Origin of the sequence: Escherichia sp. MOD1-EC6842 (assembly GCF_002965705.1) — a bacterium.
In the GTDB taxonomy this organism is placed as follows: domain Bacteria; phylum Pseudomonadota; class Gammaproteobacteria; order Enterobacterales; family Enterobacteriaceae; genus Escherichia; species Escherichia ruysiae.
In genome coordinates this window covers 182184-205212 of the sequence record NZ_PTRF01000007.1, presented here as the reverse complement: position 1 = coordinate 205212, position 23029 = coordinate 182184, and the positions used below count along the sequence as shown (strand labels likewise).

Annotated in this window: 23 protein-coding genes and 2 pseudogenes; 10 read left to right on the top strand and 15 right to left on the bottom strand. The window is 49.7% G+C overall.

All coding sequences use genetic code 11. The annotated features are described in order from the left end of the window. Window positions 1-70 precede the first annotated feature (70 nt). The gene (locus A7Z29_RS11285) at window positions 71-964 is read left to right on the top strand and encodes a PhzF family isomerase (protein WP_105290244.1); all 894 of its coding nucleotides are present in this window, start codon (window positions 71-73) and stop codon (window positions 962-964) included. A gap of 110 nt (window positions 965-1074) precedes the next feature. Here the strand turns inward: A7Z29_RS11285 and nhoA are convergent, their stop codons facing one another. After that, window positions 1075-1920, bottom strand: coding sequence for an N-hydroxyarylamine O-acetyltransferase (gene nhoA / locus A7Z29_RS11280; RefSeq protein ID WP_105290243.1), 846 nt, complete (start codon window positions 1918-1920; stop codon window positions 1075-1077). A 174-nt stretch (window positions 1921-2094) separates the two neighbouring features. Between nhoA and A7Z29_RS11275 the strand changes: the two genes are divergently transcribed. Continuing rightward, window positions 2095-2664, top strand: coding sequence for a flavin reductase family protein (locus tag A7Z29_RS11275; protein ID WP_000077277.1), 570 nt, complete (start codon window positions 2095-2097; stop codon window positions 2662-2664). Window positions 2665-2667: 3 nt separating this feature from the next. Here the strand turns inward: A7Z29_RS11275 and pptA are convergent, their stop codons facing one another. Beyond that, window positions 2668-2895, bottom strand: coding sequence for a tautomerase PptA (gene pptA, locus A7Z29_RS11270; protein ID WP_001120152.1), 228 nt, complete (start codon window positions 2893-2895; stop codon window positions 2668-2670). Between the two features lie 311 nt (window positions 2896-3206). On the opposite strand from pptA, the gene A7Z29_RS11265 reads away from it, so the two are divergent. Together A7Z29_RS11265 and A7Z29_RS11260 are read left to right on the top strand one after the other, a co-directional pair. Further along, on the top strand, window positions 3207-5183 hold the full coding sequence (locus A7Z29_RS11265; protein WP_085460733.1) for an alkyl/aryl-sulfatase: 1977 nt from the start codon (window positions 3207-3209) through the stop codon (window positions 5181-5183). Window positions 5184-5288: 105 nt separating this feature from the next. Continuing rightward, the gene (locus tag A7Z29_RS11260; RefSeq protein WP_000236737.1) at window positions 5289-6338 is read left to right on the top strand and encodes a GGDEF domain-containing protein; all 1050 of its coding nucleotides are present in this window, start codon (window positions 5289-5291) and stop codon (window positions 6336-6338) included. Here the strand turns inward: A7Z29_RS11260 and A7Z29_RS23710 are convergent. Continuing rightward, a pseudogene (locus tag A7Z29_RS23710) lies at window positions 6339-6404 on the bottom strand (glutathione S-transferase); the annotation flags it as partial. Between the two features lie 292 nt (window positions 6405-6696). Here A7Z29_RS23710 and ansP point away from each other — a divergent pair. After that, window positions 6697-8196 (top strand): L-asparagine permease, encoded by a 1500-nt coding sequence (gene ansP / locus A7Z29_RS11255; RefSeq protein ID WP_105290242.1) that lies wholly within the window; start codon window positions 6697-6699, stop codon window positions 8194-8196. 112 nt (window positions 8197-8308) lie between these two features. On the opposite strand, the gene yncE is transcribed toward ansP, so the two are convergent. Continuing rightward, the gene (gene yncE / locus A7Z29_RS11250; RefSeq protein ID WP_105290241.1) at window positions 8309-9370 is read right to left on the bottom strand and encodes a 7-bladed beta-propeller protein YncE; all 1062 of its coding nucleotides are present in this window, start codon (window positions 9368-9370) and stop codon (window positions 8309-8311) included. Window positions 9371-9610: 240 nt separating this feature from the next. Here yncE and pqqU point away from each other — a divergent pair, with 240 nt between their 5' ends. After that, entirely contained in the window at window positions 9611-11713 is a 2103-nt protein-coding gene (gene pqqU / locus A7Z29_RS11245; RefSeq protein WP_105290240.1) for a TonB-dependent receptor PqqU, read from the top strand. Window positions 11714-11752: 39 nt separating this feature from the next. Here pqqU and curA read toward each other — a convergent pair whose 3' ends face one another. After that, window positions 11753-12790 carry an NADPH-dependent curcumin/dihydrocurcumin reductase gene (gene curA, locus A7Z29_RS11240; RefSeq protein ID WP_105290239.1) on the bottom strand — a complete coding sequence of 346 codons (1038 nt, stop codon included), beginning with the start codon at window positions 12788-12790 and terminating at the stop codon, window positions 11753-11755. Between the two features lie 180 nt (window positions 12791-12970). Between curA and A7Z29_RS11235 the strand changes: the two genes are divergently transcribed. Next, window positions 12971-13489 carry a GNAT family N-acetyltransferase gene (locus A7Z29_RS11235; RefSeq protein ID WP_010347329.1) on the top strand — a complete coding sequence of 173 codons (519 nt, stop codon included), beginning with the start codon at window positions 12971-12973 and terminating at the stop codon, window positions 13487-13489. Next, window positions 13486-13935, top strand: a complete 450-nt coding sequence (locus A7Z29_RS11230) for a DMT family transporter (protein ID WP_105290238.1) — start codon at window positions 13486-13488, stop codon at window positions 13933-13935. The genes A7Z29_RS11235 and A7Z29_RS11230 overlap by 4 nt, the downstream gene beginning before the upstream one ends. Here A7Z29_RS11230 and ydcY read toward each other — a convergent pair whose 3' ends face one another. Together ydcY and A7Z29_RS11220 are read right to left on the bottom strand one after the other, a co-directional pair. After that, window positions 13936-14169: a DUF2526 family protein YdcY gene (ydcY, locus tag A7Z29_RS11225; protein ID WP_000018633.1), complete on the bottom strand. Its 234-nt coding sequence runs from the start codon at window positions 14167-14169 to the stop codon at window positions 13936-13938. Window positions 14170-14254: 85 nt separating this feature from the next. Then, window positions 14255-14428 (bottom strand): GhoT/OrtT family toxin, encoded by a 174-nt coding sequence (locus A7Z29_RS11220; RefSeq protein WP_000061189.1) that lies wholly within the window; start codon window positions 14426-14428, stop codon window positions 14255-14257. Window positions 14429-14621: 193 nt separating this feature from the next. Between A7Z29_RS11220 and yncL the strand changes: the two genes are divergently transcribed. Next, on the top strand, window positions 14622-14717 hold the full coding sequence (yncL, locus tag A7Z29_RS11210; RefSeq protein WP_071598995.1) for a stress response membrane protein YncL: 96 nt from the start codon (window positions 14622-14624) through the stop codon (window positions 14715-14717). Between the two features lie 98 nt (window positions 14718-14815). On the opposite strand, the gene patD is transcribed toward yncL, so the two are convergent. From patD to A7Z29_RS11170, 8 genes and pseudogenes are all read right to left on the bottom strand, one after another. After that, the gene (gene patD, locus A7Z29_RS11205; RefSeq protein ID WP_105290237.1) at window positions 14816-16240 is read right to left on the bottom strand and encodes an aminobutyraldehyde dehydrogenase; all 1425 of its coding nucleotides are present in this window, start codon (window positions 16238-16240) and stop codon (window positions 14816-14818) included. 21 nt (window positions 16241-16261) lie between these two features. Then, window positions 16262-17056 carry an ABC transporter permease gene (locus tag A7Z29_RS11200; RefSeq protein WP_105290236.1) on the bottom strand — a complete coding sequence of 265 codons (795 nt, stop codon included), beginning with the start codon at window positions 17054-17056 and terminating at the stop codon, window positions 16262-16264. Next, window positions 17046-17987, bottom strand: coding sequence for an ABC transporter permease (locus A7Z29_RS11195; RefSeq protein WP_001251309.1), 942 nt, complete (start codon window positions 17985-17987; stop codon window positions 17046-17048). Before A7Z29_RS11195 ends, A7Z29_RS11200 begins: the two co-directional genes overlap by 11 nt. Further along, window positions 17988-19001: an ABC transporter ATP-binding protein gene (locus A7Z29_RS11190; protein ID WP_000220384.1), complete on the bottom strand. Its 1014-nt coding sequence runs from the start codon at window positions 18999-19001 to the stop codon at window positions 17988-17990. Window positions 19002-19018: 17 nt separating this feature from the next. Beyond that, entirely contained in the window at window positions 19019-20164 is a 1146-nt protein-coding gene (gene ydcS / locus A7Z29_RS11185) for a putative ABC transporter substrate-binding protein YdcS (RefSeq protein WP_000047453.1), read from the bottom strand. 241 nt (window positions 20165-20405) lie between these two features. After that, window positions 20406-21815 (bottom strand): aminotransferase-like domain-containing protein, encoded by a 1410-nt coding sequence (locus tag A7Z29_RS11180; protein WP_105290235.1) that lies wholly within the window; start codon window positions 21813-21815, stop codon window positions 20406-20408. A gap of 78 nt (window positions 21816-21893) precedes the next feature. After that, window positions 21894-22310, bottom strand: a complete 417-nt coding sequence (gene hicB, locus A7Z29_RS11175; RefSeq protein ID WP_105290255.1) for a type II toxin-antitoxin system antitoxin HicB — start codon at window positions 22308-22310, stop codon at window positions 21894-21896. 44 nt (window positions 22311-22354) lie between these two features. Continuing rightward, window positions 22355-22520, bottom strand: a pseudogene (locus A7Z29_RS11170) (type II toxin-antitoxin system HicA family toxin). A 221-nt stretch (window positions 22521-22741) separates the two neighbouring features. Here A7Z29_RS11170 and A7Z29_RS11165 point away from each other — a divergent pair. After that, on the top strand, window positions 22742-22972 hold the full coding sequence (locus A7Z29_RS11165) for a DUF2554 family protein (protein ID WP_000494236.1): 231 nt from the start codon (window positions 22742-22744) through the stop codon (window positions 22970-22972). Window positions 22973-23029 lie beyond the last annotated feature (57 nt).

Genomic DNA, 23029 nt, shown 5'->3' with positions numbered 1-23029 from the left:
TGGCCGGATAGCCTTTCGCTCTCCGGCCGATTGCAGGCTATGATAGTTCTCCAGCCACAGGAGAACAGTAATGAAACCGCAGATTTACCACGTCGATGCTTTTACCTCTCAACCGTTTCGCGGCAATTCTGCCGGTGTTGTATTCCCTGCCGATAATCTTAGCGAAGCGCAAATGCAACTTATCGCCCGCGAGTTAGGCCATTCGGAAACGGCTTTTCTGCTGCGCAGTGACGACAGCGATGTACACATTCGCTACTTTACGCCAATGGTTGAAGTGCCAATTTGCGGTCACGCGACGGTAGCAGCGCACTATGTACGTTCAAAGGTATTGGGTTTGGGAAATTGCACCGTCTGGCAAACATCGTTGGCGGGAAAGCACCGTGTCACTATCGAAAAACAAAACGGTGATTATCGTATTTCTCTGGAGCAAGGCTCGCCGGGCTTTGAACCGCCGCTGGAAGGTGGAGCTCGCGCGGCAATTATCAACGCGCTTCATCTCACTGAGGACGATATTCTGCCAGGCTTGCCAATTCAGGTGGCAACAACAGGACACTCAAAAGTGATGATTCCGCTGAAACCAGAAGTGGATATCGATGCCCTTTCGCCTGACCTTGCTGCGCTGACCGCTATCAGTAAACAGATTGGCTGCAATGGTTTCTTCCCCTTCCAGATCCGCCCAGGCAAAAATGAAACCGATGGTCGCATGTTCTCGCCTGCGATTGGTATTGTGGAAGATCCGGTGACCGGCAATGCCAATGGCCCAATGGGCGCATGGTTAGTGCATCACAACGTATTGCCCCACGATGGCAACGTGTTGCGTGTTAAAGGCCATCAGGGACGAGCTCTGGGGCGTGACGGCGTGATTGATGTGACAGTGACTATTCGGGACAACCAACCGGAGAAAGTCACCATTTCTGGCACAGCGGTGATTTTGTTTCATGCCGAATGGGCCATTGATCTCTGAAACCGTTGCCGGTCCCAATTGCCTGATGCGCTTCGCTTATCAGACCTACAAGCGTGAATCTGTTGGCTAATTTAGGCCGGATAAGGCGTTTACGCCGCATCCGGCACAAACTATTTCCCTGCCTCCGGATGTGTGTCGAACGCTGCCATCACCAGTGCCAGTTCATCCACGGTAAACCCATGTTTCGCATCATCCACGCCCAGCCCAAATTGTTCCTGCATCACGGCATATAACGACGCCACATCCGATAGATTCCGCTGATCCACCGCGTGCCCATTTTCATAATGGGTGAAATGGAAATTGGTCAGCGTCAGCTTGCCACCGTCCGGCAAATGGCGGCACATCAACAGATGATGGCGAAAATGCGACTGCGGCCAGTGCGCCGACCAGAAATTGCCCATCACATAATCACTTTGTTGCTGCTCGCAGAGATCAAAACGGTACATCGACTGCCAGTGCTGATGATGATTAAACTGCAAAACCCAGTTATCACCCTCCTGCAACAACCGATACTCTCCGTGTGGCGTGGTTTGTGCGATATCCGGCACTAAACGGATTGGCGCGGTCAGCGTCTGACCACCAAAACCGACGTCGGCAATCCATTGTTCACCCTCCAGTTCTACTAACAACAGACGGTGCGTGCGCGGCGGCAACGATGGTGGGTTAGATAACACCACGCGACCTAACAAACTGCGAACGTTAAATCCCAGCTCACGTAACACTCGCTCAAACACACCATTCTGCTCAAAACAGTAACCGCCACGTCGCGCAGTCACCAGCTTCTCTTCAAGCGATTGATCATCAAGCTGGATTTCTCTCGGCAGCAAAACGTCGAGATTTTCAAATGGAATAGTGCAATTGTGTTTCAGGTGTAATGCTCGTAGCGTATCGATATTGACCGCAGCAGCACCCGTCCAGCAAATACGGGCAAAATAGTGATTCAGAATGGGCGTCATCAGGCGTTTCCCTTAGTGGTTTTCTCAATTTATAACCTGGAATGGACGCCACACCGGCTATTTTGTGCGATCGCGGACAAGCATCACGTTCGCAAATCGCCAATCCCGTTAATTTCGTTACTTATTGCGTTACGAGCTACGCTTTTAAAACCACTTTCTTAGCGAGGCGATACCGTGAGCCAATTTATTCCCGTTGAGTTGCATCATGCCAGCCGTCTGTTAAACCACGGCCCTACCGTCCTGATCACCAGTTTCGATGAGCAATCCCAGCGACGTAACATTATGGCTGCGGCCTGGTCGATGCCCGTGGAGTTCGAACCACCACGCGTGGCAATTGTGGTCGATAAATCGACATGGTCACGGGAGTTGATTGAACGTAGTGGCATGTTTGGCATTGTGATCCCAGGCGTCGCAGCAACAAACTGGACGTGGGCAGTGGGCAGCATTTCTGGGCGTGATGAAGATAAGTTTAACTGTTATGGCATTCCGGTTGTGAAAGGTCCGGTGCTTGGCTTGCCGGTGGTCGAAAAGAAATGTCTGGCATGGATGGAGTGCCGCTTGCTTCCCGCGACTTCTGCGCAAGAAAAATACGACACGTTGTTTGGCGAAGTGGTATCAGCAGCGGCAGACGCTCGTGTTTTTGTCGAAGGCCGCTGGCAATTTGATGACGATAAACTCAATACGCTACATCATTTAGGCGCTGGCACCTTTGTTACCAGCGGCAAGCGTGTTACGGCAGGTTAAGCATTACATGCTGTAACCGGGTTTCTTTATCAACGTCTCCATTTGGGGCGCGATCTCGGCGTCCCAGACAGCTTGCCACGATTCCGGTTGTATCTGGTGTAGGGCAATGCTTATCGAACTTTCTTTACTGTTCAGATGGCGAATAATGACGTCGGTAATCTCCGCCGCCAGTGCCGTTTTTTGTTGTTCATCCAGTTCACGGGGAAAACATTTAATGTCTATGTGTGGCATTGTTGTGCTCCTTTTTAAAGACTGCCAGCAAAATTAGCACAAGCCGAAAACGTCATGTGTTATTTGATGCGAAATGATGTGCGATATATACGCCGTCACTTTAATAACGTACATATACTATTAGCTTCCGCACCAATAAGCACCCGTCCTGTAACATACAGAATCTATTCTTTATTTATTATCATATTAAGAAGATTCACGACATCCAGCTTGCTGATTTATTAATGCCAATTATAGTTATTCTTGCCCTCAATCATAATTTTCAATCGTAATATCCTTTCTTTTATAAAGTCTTTCTGGAGACACTTGCGATGCAGCTTAACCATATTGCTAAAAGTCTGCTAGTCATGGGATTATTCACAACAAGTTCACTTCCTCTCATCGCAGCAGAAGCGCCCAAAGAGGCCTCCGCTGCCACCCAACAAGCGAATAACGCACTTTATAGTCAATTGCCGTTTTCCGATAACAGCGATTTTGCTGATGCTCATAAAGGTTTTATTGCTCCTTTACCTCAGGAAGTGATTAAGGGTGAACAAGGGAATGTAATCTGGAACCCACAGCAATATTCTTTTATCAAAGAAGGCGATAAAGCACCTGATACTGTCAATCCAAGTTTATGGCGTCAGGCGCAACTGATAAATATCAGCGGCTTATTTGAAGTGACTGAAGGCGTCTATCAGATTCGCAATCTCGATTTATCAAATATGACCATCATTGAAGGTAAAGAAGGTATTACCGTTGTTGATCCACTGGTTTCAGCAGAAACAGCTAAAGTTGGCATGGATCTTTATTATAAAAATCGCGGTCAAAAACCAGTGGTGGCGGTTATCTACACGCACAGTCATGTCGATCACTACGGCGGCGTTCGCGGTGTGGTTGATGAAGCTGATGTTAAGTCAGGAAAAACAAAAATTTATGCGCCAGCCGGATTTTTAGAAGAGGCTGTTTCAGAAAATATTATGGCTGGCAATGTAATGAGCCGTCGAGCCAGTTATATGTACGGTAATTTGTTGAAACCTGATGCTAAAGGTCAGGTCGGCGCTGGGCTGGGAACAACGACCTCAGCCGGAACGGTTACATTGATTGCCCCTACCAACTACATCACCAAAACCGGACAAAAAGAGACTATCGACGGGCTGACCTATGATTTTTTGATGGCGCCCGGTTCCGAAGCACCTTCCGAAATGCTGTGGTTTATTGAAGAAAAGAAACTGATCGAAACCGCAGAAGATGTCACGCACACCCTCCACAACACCTATTCGCTGCGTGGTGCCAAAATTCGTCAACCTCTCCCGTGGTCTAAATACATCAACGAAGCCCTCAATCTGTGGGGCGATAAAGCGGAGATTATTCTTGCCCAGCATCACTGGCCAACCTGGGGTAACGATAACGTTGTCAAACTGCTAAAAAGCCAACGCGATTTGTACCGTTATATCAACGATCAAACGCTACGCATGGCGAATCAGGGGCTGACTCGTGATGAAATTGCCGCAAACTTCAAATTGCCCTCTTCACTTGCTAACACCTGGGCGAATCGCGGTTATTACGGTTCAGTGAGCCATGATGTTAAAGCAACTTATGTGCTTTATCTTGGCTGGTTTGATGGTAACCCCGCGACTCTTGATGAACTGCCACCAGAAGAAGCCGCTAAAAAATTCGTGGAGTATATGGGCGGTGCTGATGCCATTTTACAAAAAGCCAAACAGGATTATGACCAGGGAAATTTCCGCTGGGTTGCCCAGGTTGTCAGTAAGGTGGTGTTTGCCGATCCAAACAACCAGGCTGCAAGGAATCTGGAAGCCGATGCGCTTGAACAGTTAGGCTACCAGGCCGAATCCGGGCCGTGGCGTAATTTTTATCTCACTGGCGCACAGGAATTACGCAATGGTGTGCAAAAACTGCCTACGCCAAATACAGCCAGTCCTGACACCGTTCGTGCCATGACGCCGGAAATGTTCTTTGATTATCTTGCTGTGCATATAAATGGCGAGAAAGCGGCAGACGCTAAAGCAGTATTGAATTTTGATTTCGGTGAAGATGGCGGCACTTATAAAGTGGAACTGGAAAACGGTGTGCTCAATCACACGGCTGATACGCAAGCCTCTGACGCCGATGCGACTATCACCCTCTCCCGCGATGTCCTGAATAAAATCATCCTGAAGGAAGAGACATTAAAAGAAGCCACGGATAAAGGCGAAGTAAAAATCACTGGAAATGAGGAAAAACTCAACGAACTGTTAGGTTATATGGACAACTTTGAATTCTGGTTCAATATTGTAACGCCATAATTTTCGTGTAAGTCGGGCAGGTTCCCTGCCCTTTTTGGGTTATAAACAAACATGTATTCTGACAAAAGAAAACACCCTCATTATTCATGGAAAAACCGCCAGGATATGGTTATTCGCGGTATGGCGATTAGCCTGCCGTGGTTTGCGTTGATTAACATCAGTTTTTCATCGTTGGTTTTGCTTCGAGGGGTATTGTTTAATGAAGGCACGACTCCATGGTTTAATGAGAAAAATCTTGTACATACGATTGATATTTCATCATTAGGTATTCTGCTAATCAGTGGTCTTTTATTAGTTAGCCCACGCAACAAAGTACAGTATATTCAGCAGTTATTGGTTATTCTAAGCCTACTATGGTCATGGTGTTGTTTTTATTTTATCGCACACTGGACGCTGCCTTTTGCATATCCACTGTGCGTATTACTAATGCTTAGTGCCGTTGTTGCGCTATATTTCCACACCCCATCACTCCTCGCATTTGTCATTCCATTATGGTTTACCATCCCGTTAGCCAGTCTTGTGCTCAATCAGTATGTGAATATTCATTTCGCTGTTATCTGGAGCATTTTTTCACTGGCTCTCTATGGCGGACGTTTTATTTTGTTGCGTTGGTTTGAAGAAGCATGGCAACAAAATAAGTACAACAACCAGTTGATTCATCGCCTCGATGCATTAGCTCATCGCGATCCCTTAACTGGAGTGGCAAACCGACGAGCGTTGGATAGTATTTTACGCGATGCCGTCGAACAAAAGACGTCGTTCGTTTTAATTATGCTGGATGTCGATTTTTTTAAACGCTACAACGACACTTATGGGCACCCTGCTGGCGATCGTTGTCTGATACAAGTTGCCAACGCACTGCAACGTGCAATTCGCCAGCCCGAAGATGTAGTTACGCGCTATGGCGGTGAAGAGTTTGCCATTATTCTTTTCAATGCGGGCTTGCAGGAAGCCGAAGCGATAGCAGCCAGAGTTAAGCAAGAACTTAAACTGGCGGCTATCCCGCATCAGGCATCTGCTGTTAGTGCATTTGTTACGGTTAGTCAGGGGATTGCCTGTTCTGCTCCTGCAAAAACGGCTGAACAAATAGTTGCTGATGCCGATGCCGCGTTATATCGGGCGAAAGAAAATGGGCGAAATCGGTGGGCTAAATAACTCTATTCCGCTGACATCAACAAACTTATAGGGAATATCAGCCAAAGTCAGCATCAGTTCACTCATGGTGGAACCCCATACATCTTAATCATATTTCCCCCGCACAGCGTTAAAGCTTAAGTGTAGGTCAGTAAACAGGACAACCCGGACTAAGATTTGTCATTTTTTCAGCAATCCTTTTAATCCCCACTCAACTTGTAAGGGGATATTTTGCATCGTTTATCGATAACAGGTAGGATGCTGCGCCGATAGTTTTATACCCATAAAGAATAATGGTAATAACTGTCATCGCCAGGATGAATAAACATTGTTCATGGCGGCTTATAAGACTTTTTCAACGAAGCAATCAGGGAGAGCAATGAGTAAACACGACACCGACACTTCAGATCAACACGCCGCGAAACGCCGCTGGCTTAATGCCCATGAAGAGGGTTATCACAAAGCGATGGGTAATCGCCAGGTGCAGATGATCGCCATTGGCGGCGCGATTGGGACTGGTTTGTTTTTAGGCGCGGGTGCCCGACTGCAAATGGCCGGCCCGGCACTGGCACTGGTCTATTTAATCTGCGGCCTGTTTTCGTTTTTTATTTTGCGTGCGTTGGGTGAGTTGGTATTACATCGCCCTTCCAGTGGTAGTTTTGTCTCTTATGCCCGTGAGTTTTTGGGTGAGAAAGCCGCTTATGTTGCCGGCTGGATGTACTTCATCAACTGGGCGATGACCGGGATTGTCGATATCACCGCCGTCGCACTATATATGCATTACTGGGGCGCGTTTGGCGGCGTGCCGCAATGGGTATTTGCACTCGCTGCGCTGACCATCGTTGGCACCATGAATATGATTGGTGTGAAATGGTTCGCAGAGATGGAGTTCTGGTTTGCGCTGATTAAAGTGCTCGCCATTGTGACCTTTTTGGTCGTGGGTACAGTGTTCCTCGGTAGCGGTCAGCCGCTGGATGGCAACACCACTGGCTTTCATTTAATTACCGATAATGGCGGCTTCTTCCCCCACGGTTTGCTGCCTGCGCTGGTGTTAATTCAGGGCGTGGTATTTGCTTTTGCCTCCATCGAAATGGTCGGAACTGCCGCCGGAGAATGTAAAGATCCGCAGACTATGGTGCCAAAAGCAATTAACAGCGTGATTTGGCGTATTGGCCTGTTTTATGTCGGTTCCGTGGTGTTGCTAGTTATGTTATTGCCGTGGAGTGCCTATCAGGCCGGTCAAAGTCCCTTTGTGACCTTCTTCTCTAAACTCGGTGTGCCGTACATTGGCAGCATCATGAATATTGTGGTATTGACCGCTGCCCTCTCCAGCCTGAACTCTGGCCTGTACTGCACCGGGCGTATTTTGCGCTCGATGGCGATGGGCGGATCTGCGCCGGGTTTTATGGCGAAAATGAGTCGCCAGCATGTGCCGTATGCCGGGATTCTGGCGACGCTGGTTGTGTATGTCGTCGGCGTATTCCTCAATTATCTGGTGCCGTCGCGCGTATTTGAGATTGTCCTGAACTTCGCGTCATTGGGAATTATCGCCTCGTGGGCGTTTATCATTGTTTGTCAGATGCGCCTGCGTAAAGCCATCAAAGAAGGTAAAGCAGCGGAGGTCAGTTTTAAACTGCCTGGCGCGCCCTTCACTTCCTGGCTGACATTACTGTTTTTACTGAGTGTTCTGGTGCTGATGGCGTTCGATTACCCGAACGGGACTTATACCATCGCGGCGCTGCCGATTATCGGTATTCTGCTGGTTATAGGCTGGTTTGGTGTGCGCAAACGCGTTGCTGAAATTCACAGCACTGCGCCAGTCGTCAAGGAAGATGAAGAACAACAGGAAATTGTGTTTAAGCCTGAAACGGCGAGTTAATTGCAAAATTGCCCGGCTACGTGCCGGGCAAATTCAAATTACTGACGAAGGTGCCGGATGCGGCGTGATAAAAGTCAGGCAAGTCACTCCATTTTCACCCTCGCCATATCTATTACAGCGCAATACGAATCACATCGTCCGGCTGAGTGGCTTCTTGCTGTTTAGTCGATTTTTGCTTCACGCTGACATACAACGTTTTGCCATCGGCAGACAGCGCAAGGCTGTTAGGATGAGTCGGCGTATCGAACGTTTTCACCACTTTGTAGTTTTTCGCGTCAATCACACTGACTTTACCCACCTGCCGATGCGTCACGTAGGCTTCATTACGCGCCGGGTTAAACAACACAGCCATGGATTCCGGTGCTGCTACCTTCGCCAGAATATTGCCGTTACGGGTATCGACCACCAGCACTTCTGCCGCTTTGGAGTCAGTGATAAACGCTCGCTGGTTGGCAGTATCGAGACTGATGTTGATAAAGAAATGCTCTTTGCCATCATCCAGCAGCTTTTTACGGCTCAGGATTTTGTTGTCGGCAGTGTCGATGGTAATCAGTTCACCATCGGCGTTAGTGGTATAGAGACGTTTGCCTTTGCTATCCAGCGCCAGGCCGGTGCTCATTTTACCGGTGTTCTGGATGGCGGTTTTCAGTTTGATATTCTCGCCATCAACCACCCAAATCACACTCTCTTTCCCAATACCGCTGATGTAAACAGTGTTCGTGGCATCGTCAGCAACCAGCTCACGTGGCTGCAGCGGACGCACCTCTTCTGTACGTTTGCGATCGTCCAGCACCAGACGCCCTTTCACTTCGCCCGTTTTGGCATCAATTGCCGTGACCGCACTGTTTACTGTGTTACCAAACCACAGCGTTTGCGTCGCGTTGTTGATAGTGGCACCAAACGGCTTGAGATCGTTATGGATCGCCTGAGTGACTTCCAGAGTCACCGGATCGAGACGATAAACCACACCGCCTTTGTCCAGTTTGCGGCTTTGCGAAGTGGCGAGCCACAGCGCGTTTTCTTGCTGGCTATAAGCCATTTCGTAGGCACCTTTACCTACCGCTTTACGCAGCATTTCTTCTGCGGCCTGCGTACTGAATGATGAAGCAACAAGCAATGAACCTAACAGTAATGAACCACGCAGGCGCGATGAAAACAGATGACGTAAATGCATGACGACTCCCTTTGATGAACCGATTTATAGCTGCTTCACAATGCTTCGTTGAGCATAATCTTCGTTACACCCTTGTTATAAATGGGAATGGTAATCATTATTTTCTCAAATGTGGAGCATTTCTTGTTGTTACGACTACAATTTTCTCAATTGATTAACGTATTGTGCCGTTTCGTTTTCTATAAATTTACAAACTTATTACCATTGAAGCGTTTTCCCATTCTTAACCTGGCTTTTTTCATGAAGATTTTTTCCGTCCGACAGACCGTTTTACCCGCACTGATTCTCCTTTCTCCTTCCACTTTTGCCGCTAATGAACAAACCATGATTGTTAGCGCCGCGCCGCAGGTAGTTTCTGAACTGGACACACCCGCTGCGGTAAGCGTGGTCGATGGCGAGGAGATGCGTCTGGCCACACCACGCATCAATTTGTCTGAATCACTGACCAGTGTGCCTGGTTTGCAGGTACAAAACCGGCAGAACTATGCGCAGGATCTACAACTGTCTATTCGCGGATTTGGCTCCCGTTCCACTTACGGTATTCGCGGTATTCGCCTGTATGTTGATGGTATTCCCGCTACCATGCCCGACGGACAAGGGCAAACATCCAATATCGATTTAAGCAGTGTGCAAAATGTGGAAGTGCTGAGAGGCCCCTTCTCTGCCCTGTATGGCAATGCGTCCGGCGGCGTAATGAACGTCACTACCCAAATCGGCGAACAGCCGCCAACTATTGAGGCCAGCAGTTACTATGGCAGTTATGGTAGCTGGCGCTATGGACTGAAAGCGACAGGCGCAATGGGCGACGGCACCCAACCTGGCGATGTTGATTACACCGTTTCGACCACGCGTTTTACAACTCACGGCTATCGTGACCATAGCGGCGCACAGAAAAATTTAGCCAATGCCAGACTGGGCGTACACATTGATGACGCCAGTAAGTTAAACCTGATTTTCAACAGTGTGGATATCAAAGCCGATGACCCTGGTGGGTTGACCGAAGCTGAATGGAAAGCGAATCCGCAACAAGCGCCTCGTGCAGAACAGTACGACACGCGAAAAACCATCAAGCAAACTCAGGCAGGGTTGCGTTATGAGCGCAGCCTGAGTTCGCGGGATGATATGAGCGTGATGATGTACGCAGGTGAACGGGAAACGACCCAGTATCAATCGATTCCGATGGCACCCCAACTTACCCCATCTCATGCGGGCGGCGTAATTACTCTGCAACGTCATTACCAGGGTATAGACAGCCGCTGGACACATCGTGGAGAGCTAGGAGTTCCGGTCACTTTCACTACTGGCCTGAACTATGAAAACATGAGTGAAAACCGCAAGGGTTACAATAACTTCCGCCTTAATAACGGCGTGCCGGAGTACAGGCAAAAAGGTGATCTGCGCCGCGACGAGCGCAATCTGATGTGGAACGTCGATCCCTATTTACAAACCCAGTGGCAACTAACTGACAAACTATCGTTGGATGCTGGTGTGCGCTACAGCTCCGTGTGGTTTGACTCTGACGATCATTACGTTACCCCGGGTAACGGTGATGACAGCGGTGATGCCAGTTATCACAAATGGCTTCCTGCGGGATCGTTGAAATACGCCATAACCGATGCCTGGAACGTCTATCTGGCAGCCGGGCGCGGTTTTGAAACGCCAACCATTAACGAGCTTTCTTACCGTGCTGACGGGCAAAGTGGCATGAACTTTGGTTTAAAACCGTCCACCAACGACACAATCGAAATCGGCAGTAAAACGCGTATCGGCGATGGCTTGTTTACCGCTGCGTTATTCCAGACTGATACCGATGATGAAATCGTTGTTGATAGCAGTAGCGGCGGGCGTACCACGTATAAAAATGCCGGGAAGACGCGCCGTCAGGGGGCTGAACTGGCCTGGGATCAGCGTTTTGCCGGAGATTTCCGTGTGAAAGCGTCGTGGACGCGGCTTGACGCAACTTATCGCAGCAATGTTTGTAACGCTCAGGACTGTAATGGTAACCGAATGCCCGGGATCGCCCGCAATATGGGCTTTGCGTCATTAGGTTATGTACCAGAAGAAGGCTGGTATGCAGGCACAGAAGCACGTTATATGGGCGATATCATGGCGGATGACGAAAATACGGCAAAAGCGCCCTCTTACACTCTCGTCGGTTTGTTCACCGGTTACAAATATAATTATCGCAATATGACAATAGATTTATTTGGTCGTGTCGATAATTTATTCGATAAAGAATATGTCGGCTCGGTGATTGTTAATGAATCGAATGGTCGATATTACGAGCCTGCGCCTGGGCGGAATTATGGTGTAGGCGTAAATCTCGCATGGCGATTTGAATAATATTCATTAGTGGCGGCAAGAATGCCGCCACCTGAAATGTTAATCATCATCCGCAACACGGATCACGACTTTGCCGAAGTTTTTACCATTCAGCAGACCAATGAATGTCTGCGGGGCGTTCTCTAAACCATCGGTAATTTGTTCACGATAGTGAATTTTCCCCACCTTCACCCATTGCCCCATCTCTTGCTGGAACTCATGGATGCGATGACCATAATCCTGGCTAATAATAAACCCTTGCAGGCGAATACGTTTTTTCAGCACCGTAGCCATAAGTAGCGGTAAACGATCCGGCCCGGAAGGCAGGTCGGTGGCGTTATAGCCGCTCACTAAACCGCAAACGGGAATACGCGCGGATGTATTGAGTAAAGGCAGCACCGCATCAAACACCTTACCACCAACGTTTTCATAATAGATATCAACGCCTTTCGGACACGCGTTCACGAGTTGTTCGGCAAAATCATCTGCATGATGATCAAGGCAAACATCAAAACCGAGAACGTCTGTGGCATGGCGACATTTTTCCGCGCCACCGGCAACACCCACCACGCGGCAACCTTTTAGTTTGCCGATTTGCCCCACTGTCGCACCGACCGGCCCCGTTGCTGCAGCAACCACTAGCGTTTCACCCTCTTTAGGTTGACCGATATCCAGCAGCCCCATATAAGCCGTAAAGCCTGGCATCCCCAGCACACCCAGTGACCACGAAGGATTTTCCGGATGATCGCCAAGTTTCACCAGATCATCGCCACTGGATATGTCGTAATCCTGCCAACCGCTGTAACCCAGCACCCAGTCGTCAGGCTGGTAATCCGGATGATTAGATTCCACCACCCGACTCACCGTGCCGCCGACCATCACGCCACCAATATCAACCGGTGGTGAATAAGATGGCTCATCGCTCATGCGCCCGCGCATATACGGATCGAGCGACAGGTAGACCGTGCGCAGTAACACCTGTCCTTCACCCGGCGTGGCGACATCATCTTCTTCAAGACGGAAATTCTCCGGAACCGGCGCGCCGTGTGGACGCGACGCCAGAACCCAACGGCGATTACGTTGCTTTTGTTGACCCATAATGCTCTCCTGTGCTTTTGGCATGAATCCATCAATAGTAGCAGGCTCACTGGATTGGTTTAGTTTGCAGCCGTCACATCACTACTGCGACACGCAATAATTTCATCGAGGAATCCGTTGCTTCGGGCTGTTTTCGATAGTATTGATAACGTCATCATCATTATTTTATCGAGGCTTAAGATGTCCATCCGTTCTGCCCGCAAAGCCGATTGTGCTGCAATTGCGGAAATTTATAACCACGCTGTACTGCATACGGCAGCTATCTGGAACGACCAGACTGTGGATACAGATAACCGCATTGCCTGGTTTGAAGCACGAACTTTATCGGGTTATCCGGTGCTGGTGAGCGAAGAAGATGGCGTAGTTACAGGATATGCCTCGTTTGGTGACTGGCGTAGTTTCGACGGTTTTCGCCATACCGTGGAACATTCGGTTTATGTCCATCCGGATCATCAGGGCAAAGGTCTTGGGCGAAAATTGTTACGCGCGTTGATTGATGAAGCGCGGAACTGCGGTAAGCATGTGATGGTTGCCGGCATAGAATCACAAAATCAGGCGTCGTTGCATCTGCACCAGTCGCTGGGATTTGTCGTCACAGCGCAAATGCCCCAAGTTGGTACTAAATTTGGTCGCTGGTTGGATCTCACCTTTATGCAATTGCAGCTTGACGATCGTAGCGAACCGGACTCACTTGGATGAATCATTCGCTTACCCTTGCCTTTTTGATCGCTGCCGGGATTGGTCTTGTGGTGCAAAACACATTGATGGTACGCATCACCCAGACATCCTCCACCATTCTCATCGCCATGCTGCTGAATTCACTGGTGGGGATTGTGCTGTTCGTGTCTATTTTATGGTTTAAGCAAGGAACAGCAGGCTTTGGCGAACTGGTGTCCAGCGTGCGCTGGTGGACTCTAATCCCTGGTTTGTTGGGATCGTTTTTTGTTTTCGCCAGTATCAGCGGATATCAGAATGTTGGCGCGGCAACGACCATTGCGGTACTGGTCGCCAGTCAACTTATTGGTGGTCTGGTGCTGGATATTTTCCGCAGTCATGGCGTACCACTTCGGGCGCTGATTGGCCCAATTTGCGGGGCAGTTTTGTTGGTAGTTGGCGCCTGGCTGGTGGCCAGACGCACGTTTTAATCAGAGGATGGTGCCGCCTTTGGTTAATTGTTCGTGGCGTGCCTCCATATCTTCTTTATGCTTGCGTCCGTGATGAGCGATTGCGGTACGCAAACGCTGCTGCTGTGTGTAGCGATCTTCCCGGCTTAACTCTGCGTCATCACTCAGGGCGATTAACAACTCGTTCATATGGGCAATGACGCTCTCCTCAATCGCGGCATCCACGCGCGCGATGACTTCATCCAGATGCGACATACTTTCTCCTCAGCCACTTGTGAAATTTATCGATTCACTCAAATGATATAAGTCTGCGTTGTGCCGTCAAGCCAGCGTGTAAGATTTAAAATAGTGAAAACAGTAGCGCCACCGGAAAACTCATTGGCCATGTAATCCCCACCAGAAAGGCGCTCAGAAAGCGAATGCTCTTCTTATCGTGGGAAAGAAACCAGGTAATGAGAAAGGCGATTGCTGCCATGGCAGCATAAAAAACAAGCATATATTGATAAAGAGACATGTATGGGCGTCCAGCCAGATGAATAAAACGCGCGCAAATATGCGTCATTTCTTGATGTGTATCAAGTTTTCAGTCCATTTGAGATAAATTCAATAACCTACCGCATGTTCTTGTCCATCTTCAGAATAAGTATGATTGCGGATTTTCTTAACCCGTACTATACACATAAGGGCTATGACAAAAGGTGGCAAAAATGAACGTTTCCAGTAGAACTGTAGTGCTGATAAATCTCTTTGCTGCTGTTGGGTTGTTTACTCTTATCTCTATGAGATTTGGATGGTTTATCTGATGTAGCAAAATTGCACGCAGTACGCACTGTCAGAGAAAAATCAACTCTCTGACAGTGCGTTAGATCTTCTCACACTCTCCAGATTTACAACATTATCCTTAATGTTTAACCATTACGTGGCGTACTACGGTGTAATCTTCCAGCCCATAAAGTGACATATCTTTGCCATAACCTGAAAGTTTCTGCCCGCCGTGCGGCATTTCACTCACCAGCATGAAATGGGTATTAACCCAGGTGCAGCCATATTGCAGACGTGCGCTGACGCGGTGCGCTCTACCCACATCTTTCGTCCATACTGAAGAAGCTAAGCCATACTGGCTGTCATTCGCCCAGTTAACTACTTGCTCTTCGTTGTCGAAGACCGTCACGCTGACTACCGGCCCAAATACCTCTCTTTGGACGATAGCATCTTCTTGTAACGCACCAGCCAGCAGTGTAGGCGCATAATAATAACCATTACCCTGCCGCTTTTCACCGCCGGTGATCACCTTAATGTGTCCCGTCGCCTTCGCCTCTTCCACCGCCCGGCTGACGCGTTCGAGATGCGCCAGTGAACTTAACGGGCCAAGCTCTGTGGATTCATCATCCGGCGCGCCTGATTTCAACGTTGCCACTGCGGCACCGAGTTTTTCTACCAGCACGTCGTAAATGCCTTTTTGCGCGTAGATACGGCAGGCAGCAGTACAATCTTGCCCGGCATTGTAATAGCCAAATGTACGGACACCTTCGACAACCGCTTCAACGTCAGCATCATTAAAGACAATCACTGGCGCTTTACCGCCAAGTTCCATATGAGTGCGCTTGATGGACGGTGCCGTTTGACTGATGATGTGCTCACCAGTGGCGATAGACCCCGTCAGCGACACCATGCGCACTTTTGGATGTCCGGTCAGCGGATCACCCACCGTTTTGCCTCTGCCAAACAACACGTTAATCACGCCTGCCGGGAAGATATCTTTCGCCAGTTCTGCCAGCTTCAACGCTGTTAGCGGGGTGATTTCTGATGGTTTAAGCACCACGCAGTTCCCTGCCGCCAGCGCCGGAGCCAGTTTCCACGCTGCCATCATCAGCGGGTAATTCCACGGCGCGATAGAAGCCACAACCCCCAACGGATCGCGGCGGATCATCGAAGTATGACCTTCAAGATATTCGCCAGCCGCCAGACCGTTCAGGCAGCGCGCCGCACCGGCGAAAAAGCGAAAGACATCGACAATCGCCGGAATTTCATCATTGAACGCACTATGCAGCGGTTTGCCACAATTACGGGACTCCAGTTCGGCAAAAACCTGACCATTTTCTTCGATAACATCAGCCAGTTTCAGCAGGCATTCCGCACGCGCTTTCGGCGTGGTTTGCCCCCATTCGGCAAATGCTGCATCTGCCGCGCGCACAGCAGCATCGACCTGCTCTGCGGAGGCCTCGGCAATCTCCAGTAATACTTCCCCCGTTGCCGGATTATAGACAGGCTGTTTTTCCCCTTCGCCGCTAACCAGTTCTCCGTTAATCAGTAACTTATGTTGCATAGCATATTCCTGTATCAGTGGTTATTGACCATTGTCGCCTTCGCGGGTTAGCCACCAGGCTCCCAGGATCGGCAAGGTTGTTACCAACATAACCAGCAGTGCCACCACGTTGGTTACCGGTACATCACGTGGTCGCCCAAGCTGATTGAGCAACCACAACGGTAACGTTCGTTCATGACCTGCCGTAAAGGTCGTAACGATGATTTCATCGAACGACAAGGCAAACGACAGCATTCCTCCTGCCAGTAGCGCCGAACTGAGATTCGGTAACACCACGTATCGGAAGGTTTGCCAGCCATTGGCCCCAAGATCCATTGACGCCTCAACCAGACTCCATGAGGTACGGCGAAAACGGGCGATGACATTGTTAAACACCACCACTACACAAAAAGTCGCATGACCGACTACGATGGTGAAAAACCCCGGCTCCAGATTGATAGTTTTAAACGCGGTTAATAACGCCAGGCCTGTGACAATGCCCGGCAGCGCAATGGGCAGCAGCAATAACAGCGAAATGGCGTTTTTGCCGAAAAAGTCTCGTCTCCAGAGCGCGGCGGCGGCCAGCGTCCCTAATACCAGCGCAATTAATGTCGCCAGCGCCGCCACTTTAAGTGACAGTGTCACGGAATCAAGAATGTCACTACGCTGTGCTGCCACGCTAAACCAGTGCAGCGTCAGACCTTGCGGTGGAAAACTAAACGCCGCATCTTCAGTGTTAAAAGCATAGGCCGCGATAATCAGGATGGGAAAATGGAGGAAAACCACGCCGCCCCAGGCCGCCAGTTTGAGGAAAAACGGTGCGCGCTCAGAGTGCATCGAACGCTCCCAGACGTTTCACGAACGCCAGATACAGTGCGATCAAAACAATCGGCACCAGGGTGAACGCTGCTGCCATCGGCATATTGCCAATCGCGCCTTGCTGCGAGTAAACCATGTTGCCGATAAAATACCCCGGCGGGCCAACCAGCTGCGGGACAATAAAATCGCCCAGCGTTAGCGAGAAGGTAAAAATAGAGCCGGCTGCAATGCCAGGGATCGCCAGCGGTAACACCACATAACGGAAGGTTTGCCGTGGACGTGCGCCTAAATCCGCTGAGGCTTGCAAAAGTGACGAGGGCAAACGCTCCAGCGCCGCCTGCACCGGCAGAATCATGAACGGCAGCCAGATGTAGAGAAACACCAGAAAGCGACCCAGTCCGGAAGTTGACAGTGTATTACCACCCACCGCCGGTAGCGTGAGAAACGCAGTTAATAACGGTTCCAACCCCAAATGCTGTAAAAACCACTGCGCCACGCCATCTTTCGCCAGCAATAACGTCCAGGCATAGGCTTTGACGATATAGCTCGCCCACATCGGCAACATTACCGCAATGTAAAAAAACGCTTTCATCTTACCGCTGGTGTAGCGCGCCATATACCACGCCATCGGAAAGGCCAAAAAAGCACTGGCGATGGTCACAGCAACTGCCATTGTTAACGTGCGCAGAATGATGTCGTAATTGGCCGGATTAAACAGCGCGCGGATATTCGCCAGAGTCAGTTCCGGTGTTACCGACATAGTGAAATCATCAAAGGTATAGAAGCCCTGCCATAACAGCGTCAGCAGCGAACCGAAATAGACGATGCCAAACCACATCAACGGGCCAAGCAGCAGCAAAAACAGCCCCAGCCCCGGATTCCGCCAGAAGAAACCTGACACCTTGCCCAGACCTGGACGTGAAGGTGATTGCAATACGTTCATCGCCATTCACCTCTCCTCAACCAGCGGCACCATCACATCGCGCGCCCAGGAAACCATCACCTGTTGTCCTGGAGTAAGCGTAGCGGGGAGTTCTTCCCCCGTCATATTGGCCTGACTTACCAGCAGTTTTTCACCGCCGCTCAGTGTCAGTTCAAAACGGGTCGCCGCGCCCTGATACTGCACCGCCTGGATCGTGCCATTAGCCTGCACTTCGCCAGGTGTATTGAGGCGAATATGTTCCGGGCGCAATGCGAAGCTACCCATCATTCCGCAAAGTTTCTCTGCCATCAGCGCATCAAAAACGTTGGATGTACCGACGAATCCGGCAACAAACGGCGTGCGCGGGCGCATGTAGAGATCACGTGGTGAATCGACCTGCTCAATGCGACCGTTGTTGAACACCGCCACACGGTCGGACATTGATAATGCTTCCCCCTGATCGTGGGTGACGAAGATAAACGTGATGCCGAGAGATTGTTGCAGCTTTTTCAGCTCAAGTTGCATCTGCTCACGCAACTTGAGATCCAGCGCGCCGAGTGGTTCATCCAGCAATAATACGCGTGGTTCATTTACTAATGCTCTGGCGATAGCAACCCGCTGGCGCTGACCACCAGAAAGTTGTGACGGCTTACGTTGCTGAACAAAACCCAGCGCCACTTTTTCCAGCGCCTCTTGCGCCATGATGTAACGCTTTTTTTTCTCCACACCTTTGACCATTAACCCGTAGGCCACGTTATCGAGAATCGACATATGGGGAAACAGCGCATAGTCCTGGAAAACGGTATTAACATCCCGCTCCCACGGTGGCAGATTGCTGGCGGGTTTACCAAAGATAGCGATCGCCCCGCCGGAAAGTTGTTCAAATCCGGCAATCAGGCGCAGGCAGGTGGTTTTGCCGGAGCCGGACGGCCCCAGCATTGAAAAGAACTCACCATCTTTTATCGCAATACTGACGCCATCTACCGCGCGCACGTCACCGTACAACCGCGAGACGTTGTCAAACTCCACTGCGTACGTCATAAAACACCTCAGCGAAGTTAGCGACCGCCCATAATGGCAATGTAATCCTGCGTCCAGCGACTGTAGGGAACAAACTTGCCCCCTTCTGCTATAGGCGTTTTCCAGAAAGCAATTTTATCGAAATAGTTAAAACCGTTGGTCTCACAGCCTTTTTCGCCTAATAACGGACTGGCTTTACATCCTTCCGGCACTACCGGCAATGAGCCAAACCAGGCTGCCACATCACCCTGCACTTTTGGCGTTAATGACCAGTTCATCCATTTGTAGGCGCAAACCGGATGTTTCGCTTCGCTATGCAGCATGGTGGTATCAGCCCAGCCGGTAACCCCCTCTTTCGGGAATACTGTGGCGATTGGTTGGCCTTCGGCTTTCAACGCGTTGGCCTGATAGGGCCAGGCACTGGAAGCGACCACACCCTCGTTTTTGAAATCGCTCATTTGCACGGTGGTGTCATGCCAGTAGCGATGTATCAAACTATGTTGATCGCGCAGCACTTTCAGCACCGCCTGGTACTGTTCTTCGGTAAGTTGGTACGGATCGCTGATGCCCAACTGCGGCTGCGTAGCTTTGACGAACAACGCGGCATCGGCAATATAAATGGGGCCATCATAGGCCTGTACCCGACCTTTATTACTCTTGCCGTCCGGCAGATTCTGCTCAACAAAAACCACTTGCCAGCTATCCGGCGGTGTCGGGAAGGTTTTGGCGTTGTACATCAACAGGTTAGGCCCCCACTGATACGGCGTACCATATACTTTACCGCCAACGTTAAACCAGTCGCCTTTTACTACACGCGGATCGAGTGTTTTCCAGTTAGGAATTAGCGCGGTATTAATCGGCTGCACGCGTTTACCCATAATCAAACGCAGCGAGGCATCGCCGGACGCCGTGACCAGATCGTAACCCCCTTTGGTCATCAGACTGACCATTTCATCGGAAGTCGCGGCGGTTTTCACATTTACCGCGCAACCTGTCTCTTTTTCGAATTGCGTTACCCAGTCGTATTGTTTATCAGTTTGTCCGCGTTCGATGTATCCCGGCCAGGCAATAATATCCAGTCGCCCTTCCGGTTTATCTAAATTGGTAGGCGGTTCGGCGGCGTGAGCGGTCATTATAGTCATGGTGAGCGCACACAGGCTGCTGCGGGCAAATGTCTTGCTCATAAGGTCTTACTCCTGTCGTAATTAATTGTTCAGCCGCCGTGCCGTAAAAATATCTCCTTGTTTAACCATAGACGGCGGCTTGCAGGCACACCTTCACCCCTGAGAAAATTTAATCAGGTTGTGAGCTAACGCGCATTATGCCGTCTGTGAAGCTATCTTCTGGAGTATAGACAAGGGGTTACGAAATATGGCTTCTATTCGAAATTCATATTACACAACCTGAGAGGAATTAAATTGAAAGTTACTTCAGATGTTCTTGAATAAGTTTGCCTAATTCTTTTACTGCCTGTTCTTCGCGCTCTCCCCATTGCCACGCGGTATTAAAACGGAAAAAACGCGACCAGCGTTCGCCAGTAGAAAACATTTTACCCGGCGCAATACTGATGTGATGCGCCAGTGCCGTCAGACTTAATTCGCCTGCATCTAACGGTTCGGGAAGTTCCAGCCAGAGAAAATAACCACTGTCGTTATGGTGTATTTTCACCTCCGCAGGCAGGTAACGCAGCAGCGCCTGCCAGGCGCGTTGTTTGCGTTCCGCAAGCTGACGACGTAGACGACGCAGATGCGCATCGTAGCGGCGTGTAGAAAGGTAATCCACCAGGGCAAGCTGCATCGGTGAACTGGTGGAAAGTGTACTCATCAACTGCAAACGTTGGATTTTACGCGCATGTTTTCCTGCGGCGACCCAACCGATGCGAAAACCTGGCACCAGGCATTTGGAGAATGATGAACAATGCAGCACGCCATCGTGGCGATCCCACGCTTTTGCGGGCAGCGGTTTTTCCCGTCCGAAGTAAAGTTCGCTGTAGACGTCATCTTCAATCAGCATCACGTTGTACTGACTAAGGAGTTCTACCAGCCGCGCTTTTTTCTGTGGCGTTAAGGTAAAACCGAGCGGGTTCTGGCTGTTGGTCATTAACCAGCACGCTTTCACCGGATACTCTTGTAACGCCAGTTCAAGCGCCTGAAGGTCGATCCCTTCGTTAACATCCGTCGCTACCGATAACGACTTCAGCCGTAACCGCTCCAGCGCCTGCAACGCGCCGTAGAAACAAGGATTCTCGACAATCACCCAATCACCCGGCTCGGTTACCGCTTGCAAACTGAGGTTTAATGCCTCTAACGCCCCGGCGGTGATGACGATTTCATCGGGCGAAATTGTGATGCCCTGTAAGGCATAGCGACGAGCAATAGCCTGACGAAGCTCAGCATTCCCTGGAGGTAAGTTTTCAATCACGCTCATCGCCGTTGCGGTTTTGCTTACCTGTGCCAGGGAGCGATTGAGTTGTTGAAGCGGAAACAAGCGCGGATCGGGAAAAGCGGATGCAAACGGCACCACTGAAGGATCGCGACTGGCCTGCAACATGTCAAAAATATAAGTATTGATATCGACTGTTTCATCACGTGTGACTGGAACGACTGGGGCTTTCGGCATTTTTAATGCCTGTGGTGCAACGTAATAACCCGACTGCGGTCGCGCGATAATATGCCCCTGACTTTCGAGTAACTGGTAGGCATGGCTGACGGTCATAAAGCTCATACCAGAAAGCGCCACCTGTTCACGCAACGAAGGCAAACGATCGCCGGGTTGCCAGATGCCCGACGCAATCTGCTCGCGTAATTGTTCTGCCAGTTGCTGGTATTTTTTCATTATCGGATCGTTTTTATGTGCAGATGATCCGGCAGTCTATATCAGTTGTTAAAAATGACAACTTTTCGTTAACTGTAATTAAACCATCACCAGCGATAACTCTTTGCCAAGCGCCTTAGCCGCAAGCTGGACAGCGTCGATTTTTGTCGCGTGGTGCAAATCAAACAAGCGGGTGATCTCCTGCTTAGGTTTACCAATTCGCTTCGCCAGCTCTTGCTGAGTAATGTCTGACTGCAAAAAAGCATTTAACAGCAATACTTTAGAGGCAACGCTCAAAGGCACTTCAATAAAGTGATCGTGACTATTTAATGGCGAAGGTAACGGGATAAGCTCGTTGTCTTCAAAATAAAAATCAAATGCGGTGATTAAGGCATCTTTTGCTGCCTCCATCGCTTCAGCGACAGTTTCGCCCTGGGTCAACGCTTCAGGGATATCCACAAAAGAAACCATATAACCGCCTTCCGGCGCGGGTGTAAGAGTGACGGGATAACGCATAATTTCGACTGTCTCTCGCATGTCATTAACCTTTTAATTGGCGATTAACTCAAACCGAGTTGTTTCAGAATTGCTTTCTTTAATCTCTTCACTTGGGTGACGCGGCATGACACTGCGCCTCCCGTGAAACCTGAGTTTTAAATGGTTGCTGCCATTCGCTACATCGACGCCCTGAGAGTCGAGCCAACGTCTGAACTCGCTTTGTTTCACATCGCCTCCCTGCCGCTGAGTATATCAATAAAGTAAACATTAATGTTTACCTCCGTGTGTAATTTGCTCGAAAATAGCACTTAATCGCCGCAACGGCAGAATGCGATGCCAAATAAGGAAGGCTGATTCCAGAATTTCTTTGCGCTAATTTGCAAAACTGAATAATAACCTCAAGAAACTATCGGCATCATAGCGGCAAAAGGTAAGAAAAAGGTGTCGGGATGTTTACGAAGGCGTTAGCGGTTGTCTTATTAACGTGTGCGCTGTTCTCTGGACAGTTGATGGCAGGACACAAAGGACATGAATTTTTGTGGGTAAAAAATGTGGATCATCAACTGCGTCATGAAGCGGACAGTGATGAATTGCGCGCCGTTGCGGAAGAATCGGCAGAAGGTTTGCGCGAGCATTTTTACTGGCAAAAGTCACGCAAACCAGAAGCGGGACAGCGTTGAGTCGGTTGTTGCCGGATACGGTATGAACGCCTTACCCGGCCTGTAATATCTGCAAAT

Bases quoted from the DNA above. Each gene is read 5' to 3' on its own strand.
- A7Z29_RS11285 (WP_105290244.1), top strand. From the start codon at position 71: ATGAAACCGCAGATTTACCACGTCGATGCTTTTACCTCTCAACCGTTT.
- nhoA (WP_105290243.1), bottom strand. From the start codon at position 1,920: ATGACGCCCATTCTGAATCACTATTTTGCCCGTATTTGCTGGACGGGT.
- pptA (WP_001120152.1), bottom strand. From the start codon at position 2,895: ATGCCACACATAGACATTAAATGTTTTCCCCGTGAACTGGATGAACAA.
- A7Z29_RS11265 (WP_085460733.1), top strand. From the start codon at position 3,207: ATGCAGCTTAACCATATTGCTAAAAGTCTGCTAGTCATGGGATTATTC.
- A7Z29_RS11260 (WP_000236737.1), top strand. From the start codon at position 5,289: ATGGTTATTCGCGGTATGGCGATTAGCCTGCCGTGGTTTGCGTTGATT.
- ansP (WP_105290242.1), top strand. From the start codon at position 6,697: ATGAGTAAACACGACACCGACACTTCAGATCAACACGCCGCGAAACGC.
- yncE (WP_105290241.1), bottom strand. From the start codon at position 9,370: ATGCATTTACGTCATCTGTTTTCATCGCGCCTGCGTGGTTCATTACTG.
- pqqU (WP_105290240.1), top strand. From the start codon at position 9,611: ATGAAGATTTTTTCCGTCCGACAGACCGTTTTACCCGCACTGATTCTC.
- curA (WP_105290239.1), bottom strand. From the start codon at position 12,790: ATGGGTCAACAAAAGCAACGTAATCGCCGTTGGGTTCTGGCGTCGCGT.
- A7Z29_RS11235 (WP_010347329.1), top strand. From the start codon at position 12,971: ATGTCCATCCGTTCTGCCCGCAAAGCCGATTGTGCTGCAATTGCGGAA.
- A7Z29_RS11230 (WP_105290238.1), top strand. From the start codon at position 13,486: ATGAATCATTCGCTTACCCTTGCCTTTTTGATCGCTGCCGGGATTGGT.
- ydcY (WP_000018633.1), bottom strand. From the start codon at position 14,169: ATGTCGCATCTGGATGAAGTCATCGCGCGCGTGGATGCCGCGATTGAG.
- A7Z29_RS11220 (WP_000061189.1), bottom strand. From the start codon at position 14,428: ATGTCTCTTTATCAATATATGCTTGTTTTTTATGCTGCCATGGCAGCA.
- yncL (WP_071598995.1), top strand. From the start codon at position 14,622: ATGAACGTTTCCAGTAGAACTGTAGTGCTGATAAATCTCTTTGCTGCT.
- patD (WP_105290237.1), bottom strand. From the start codon at position 16,240: ATGCAACATAAGTTACTGATTAACGGAGAACTGGTTAGCGGCGAAGGG.
- A7Z29_RS11200 (WP_105290236.1), bottom strand. From the start codon at position 17,056: ATGCACTCTGAGCGCGCACCGTTTTTCCTCAAACTGGCGGCCTGGGGC.
- A7Z29_RS11195 (WP_001251309.1), bottom strand. From the start codon at position 17,987: ATGGCGATGAACGTATTGCAATCACCTTCACGTCCAGGTCTGGGCAAG.
- A7Z29_RS11190 (WP_000220384.1), bottom strand. From the start codon at position 19,001: ATGACGTACGCAGTGGAGTTTGACAACGTCTCGCGGTTGTACGGTGAC.
- ydcS (WP_000047453.1), bottom strand. From the start codon at position 20,164: ATGAGCAAGACATTTGCCCGCAGCAGCCTGTGTGCGCTCACCATGACT.
- A7Z29_RS11180 (WP_105290235.1), bottom strand. From the start codon at position 21,815: ATGAAAAAATACCAGCAACTGGCAGAACAATTACGCGAGCAGATTGCG.
- hicB (WP_105290255.1), bottom strand. From the start codon at position 22,310: ATGCGTTATCCCGTCACTCTTACACCCGCGCCGGAAGGCGGTTATATG.
- A7Z29_RS11165 (WP_000494236.1), top strand. From the start codon at position 22,742: ATGTTTACGAAGGCGTTAGCGGTTGTCTTATTAACGTGTGCGCTGTTC.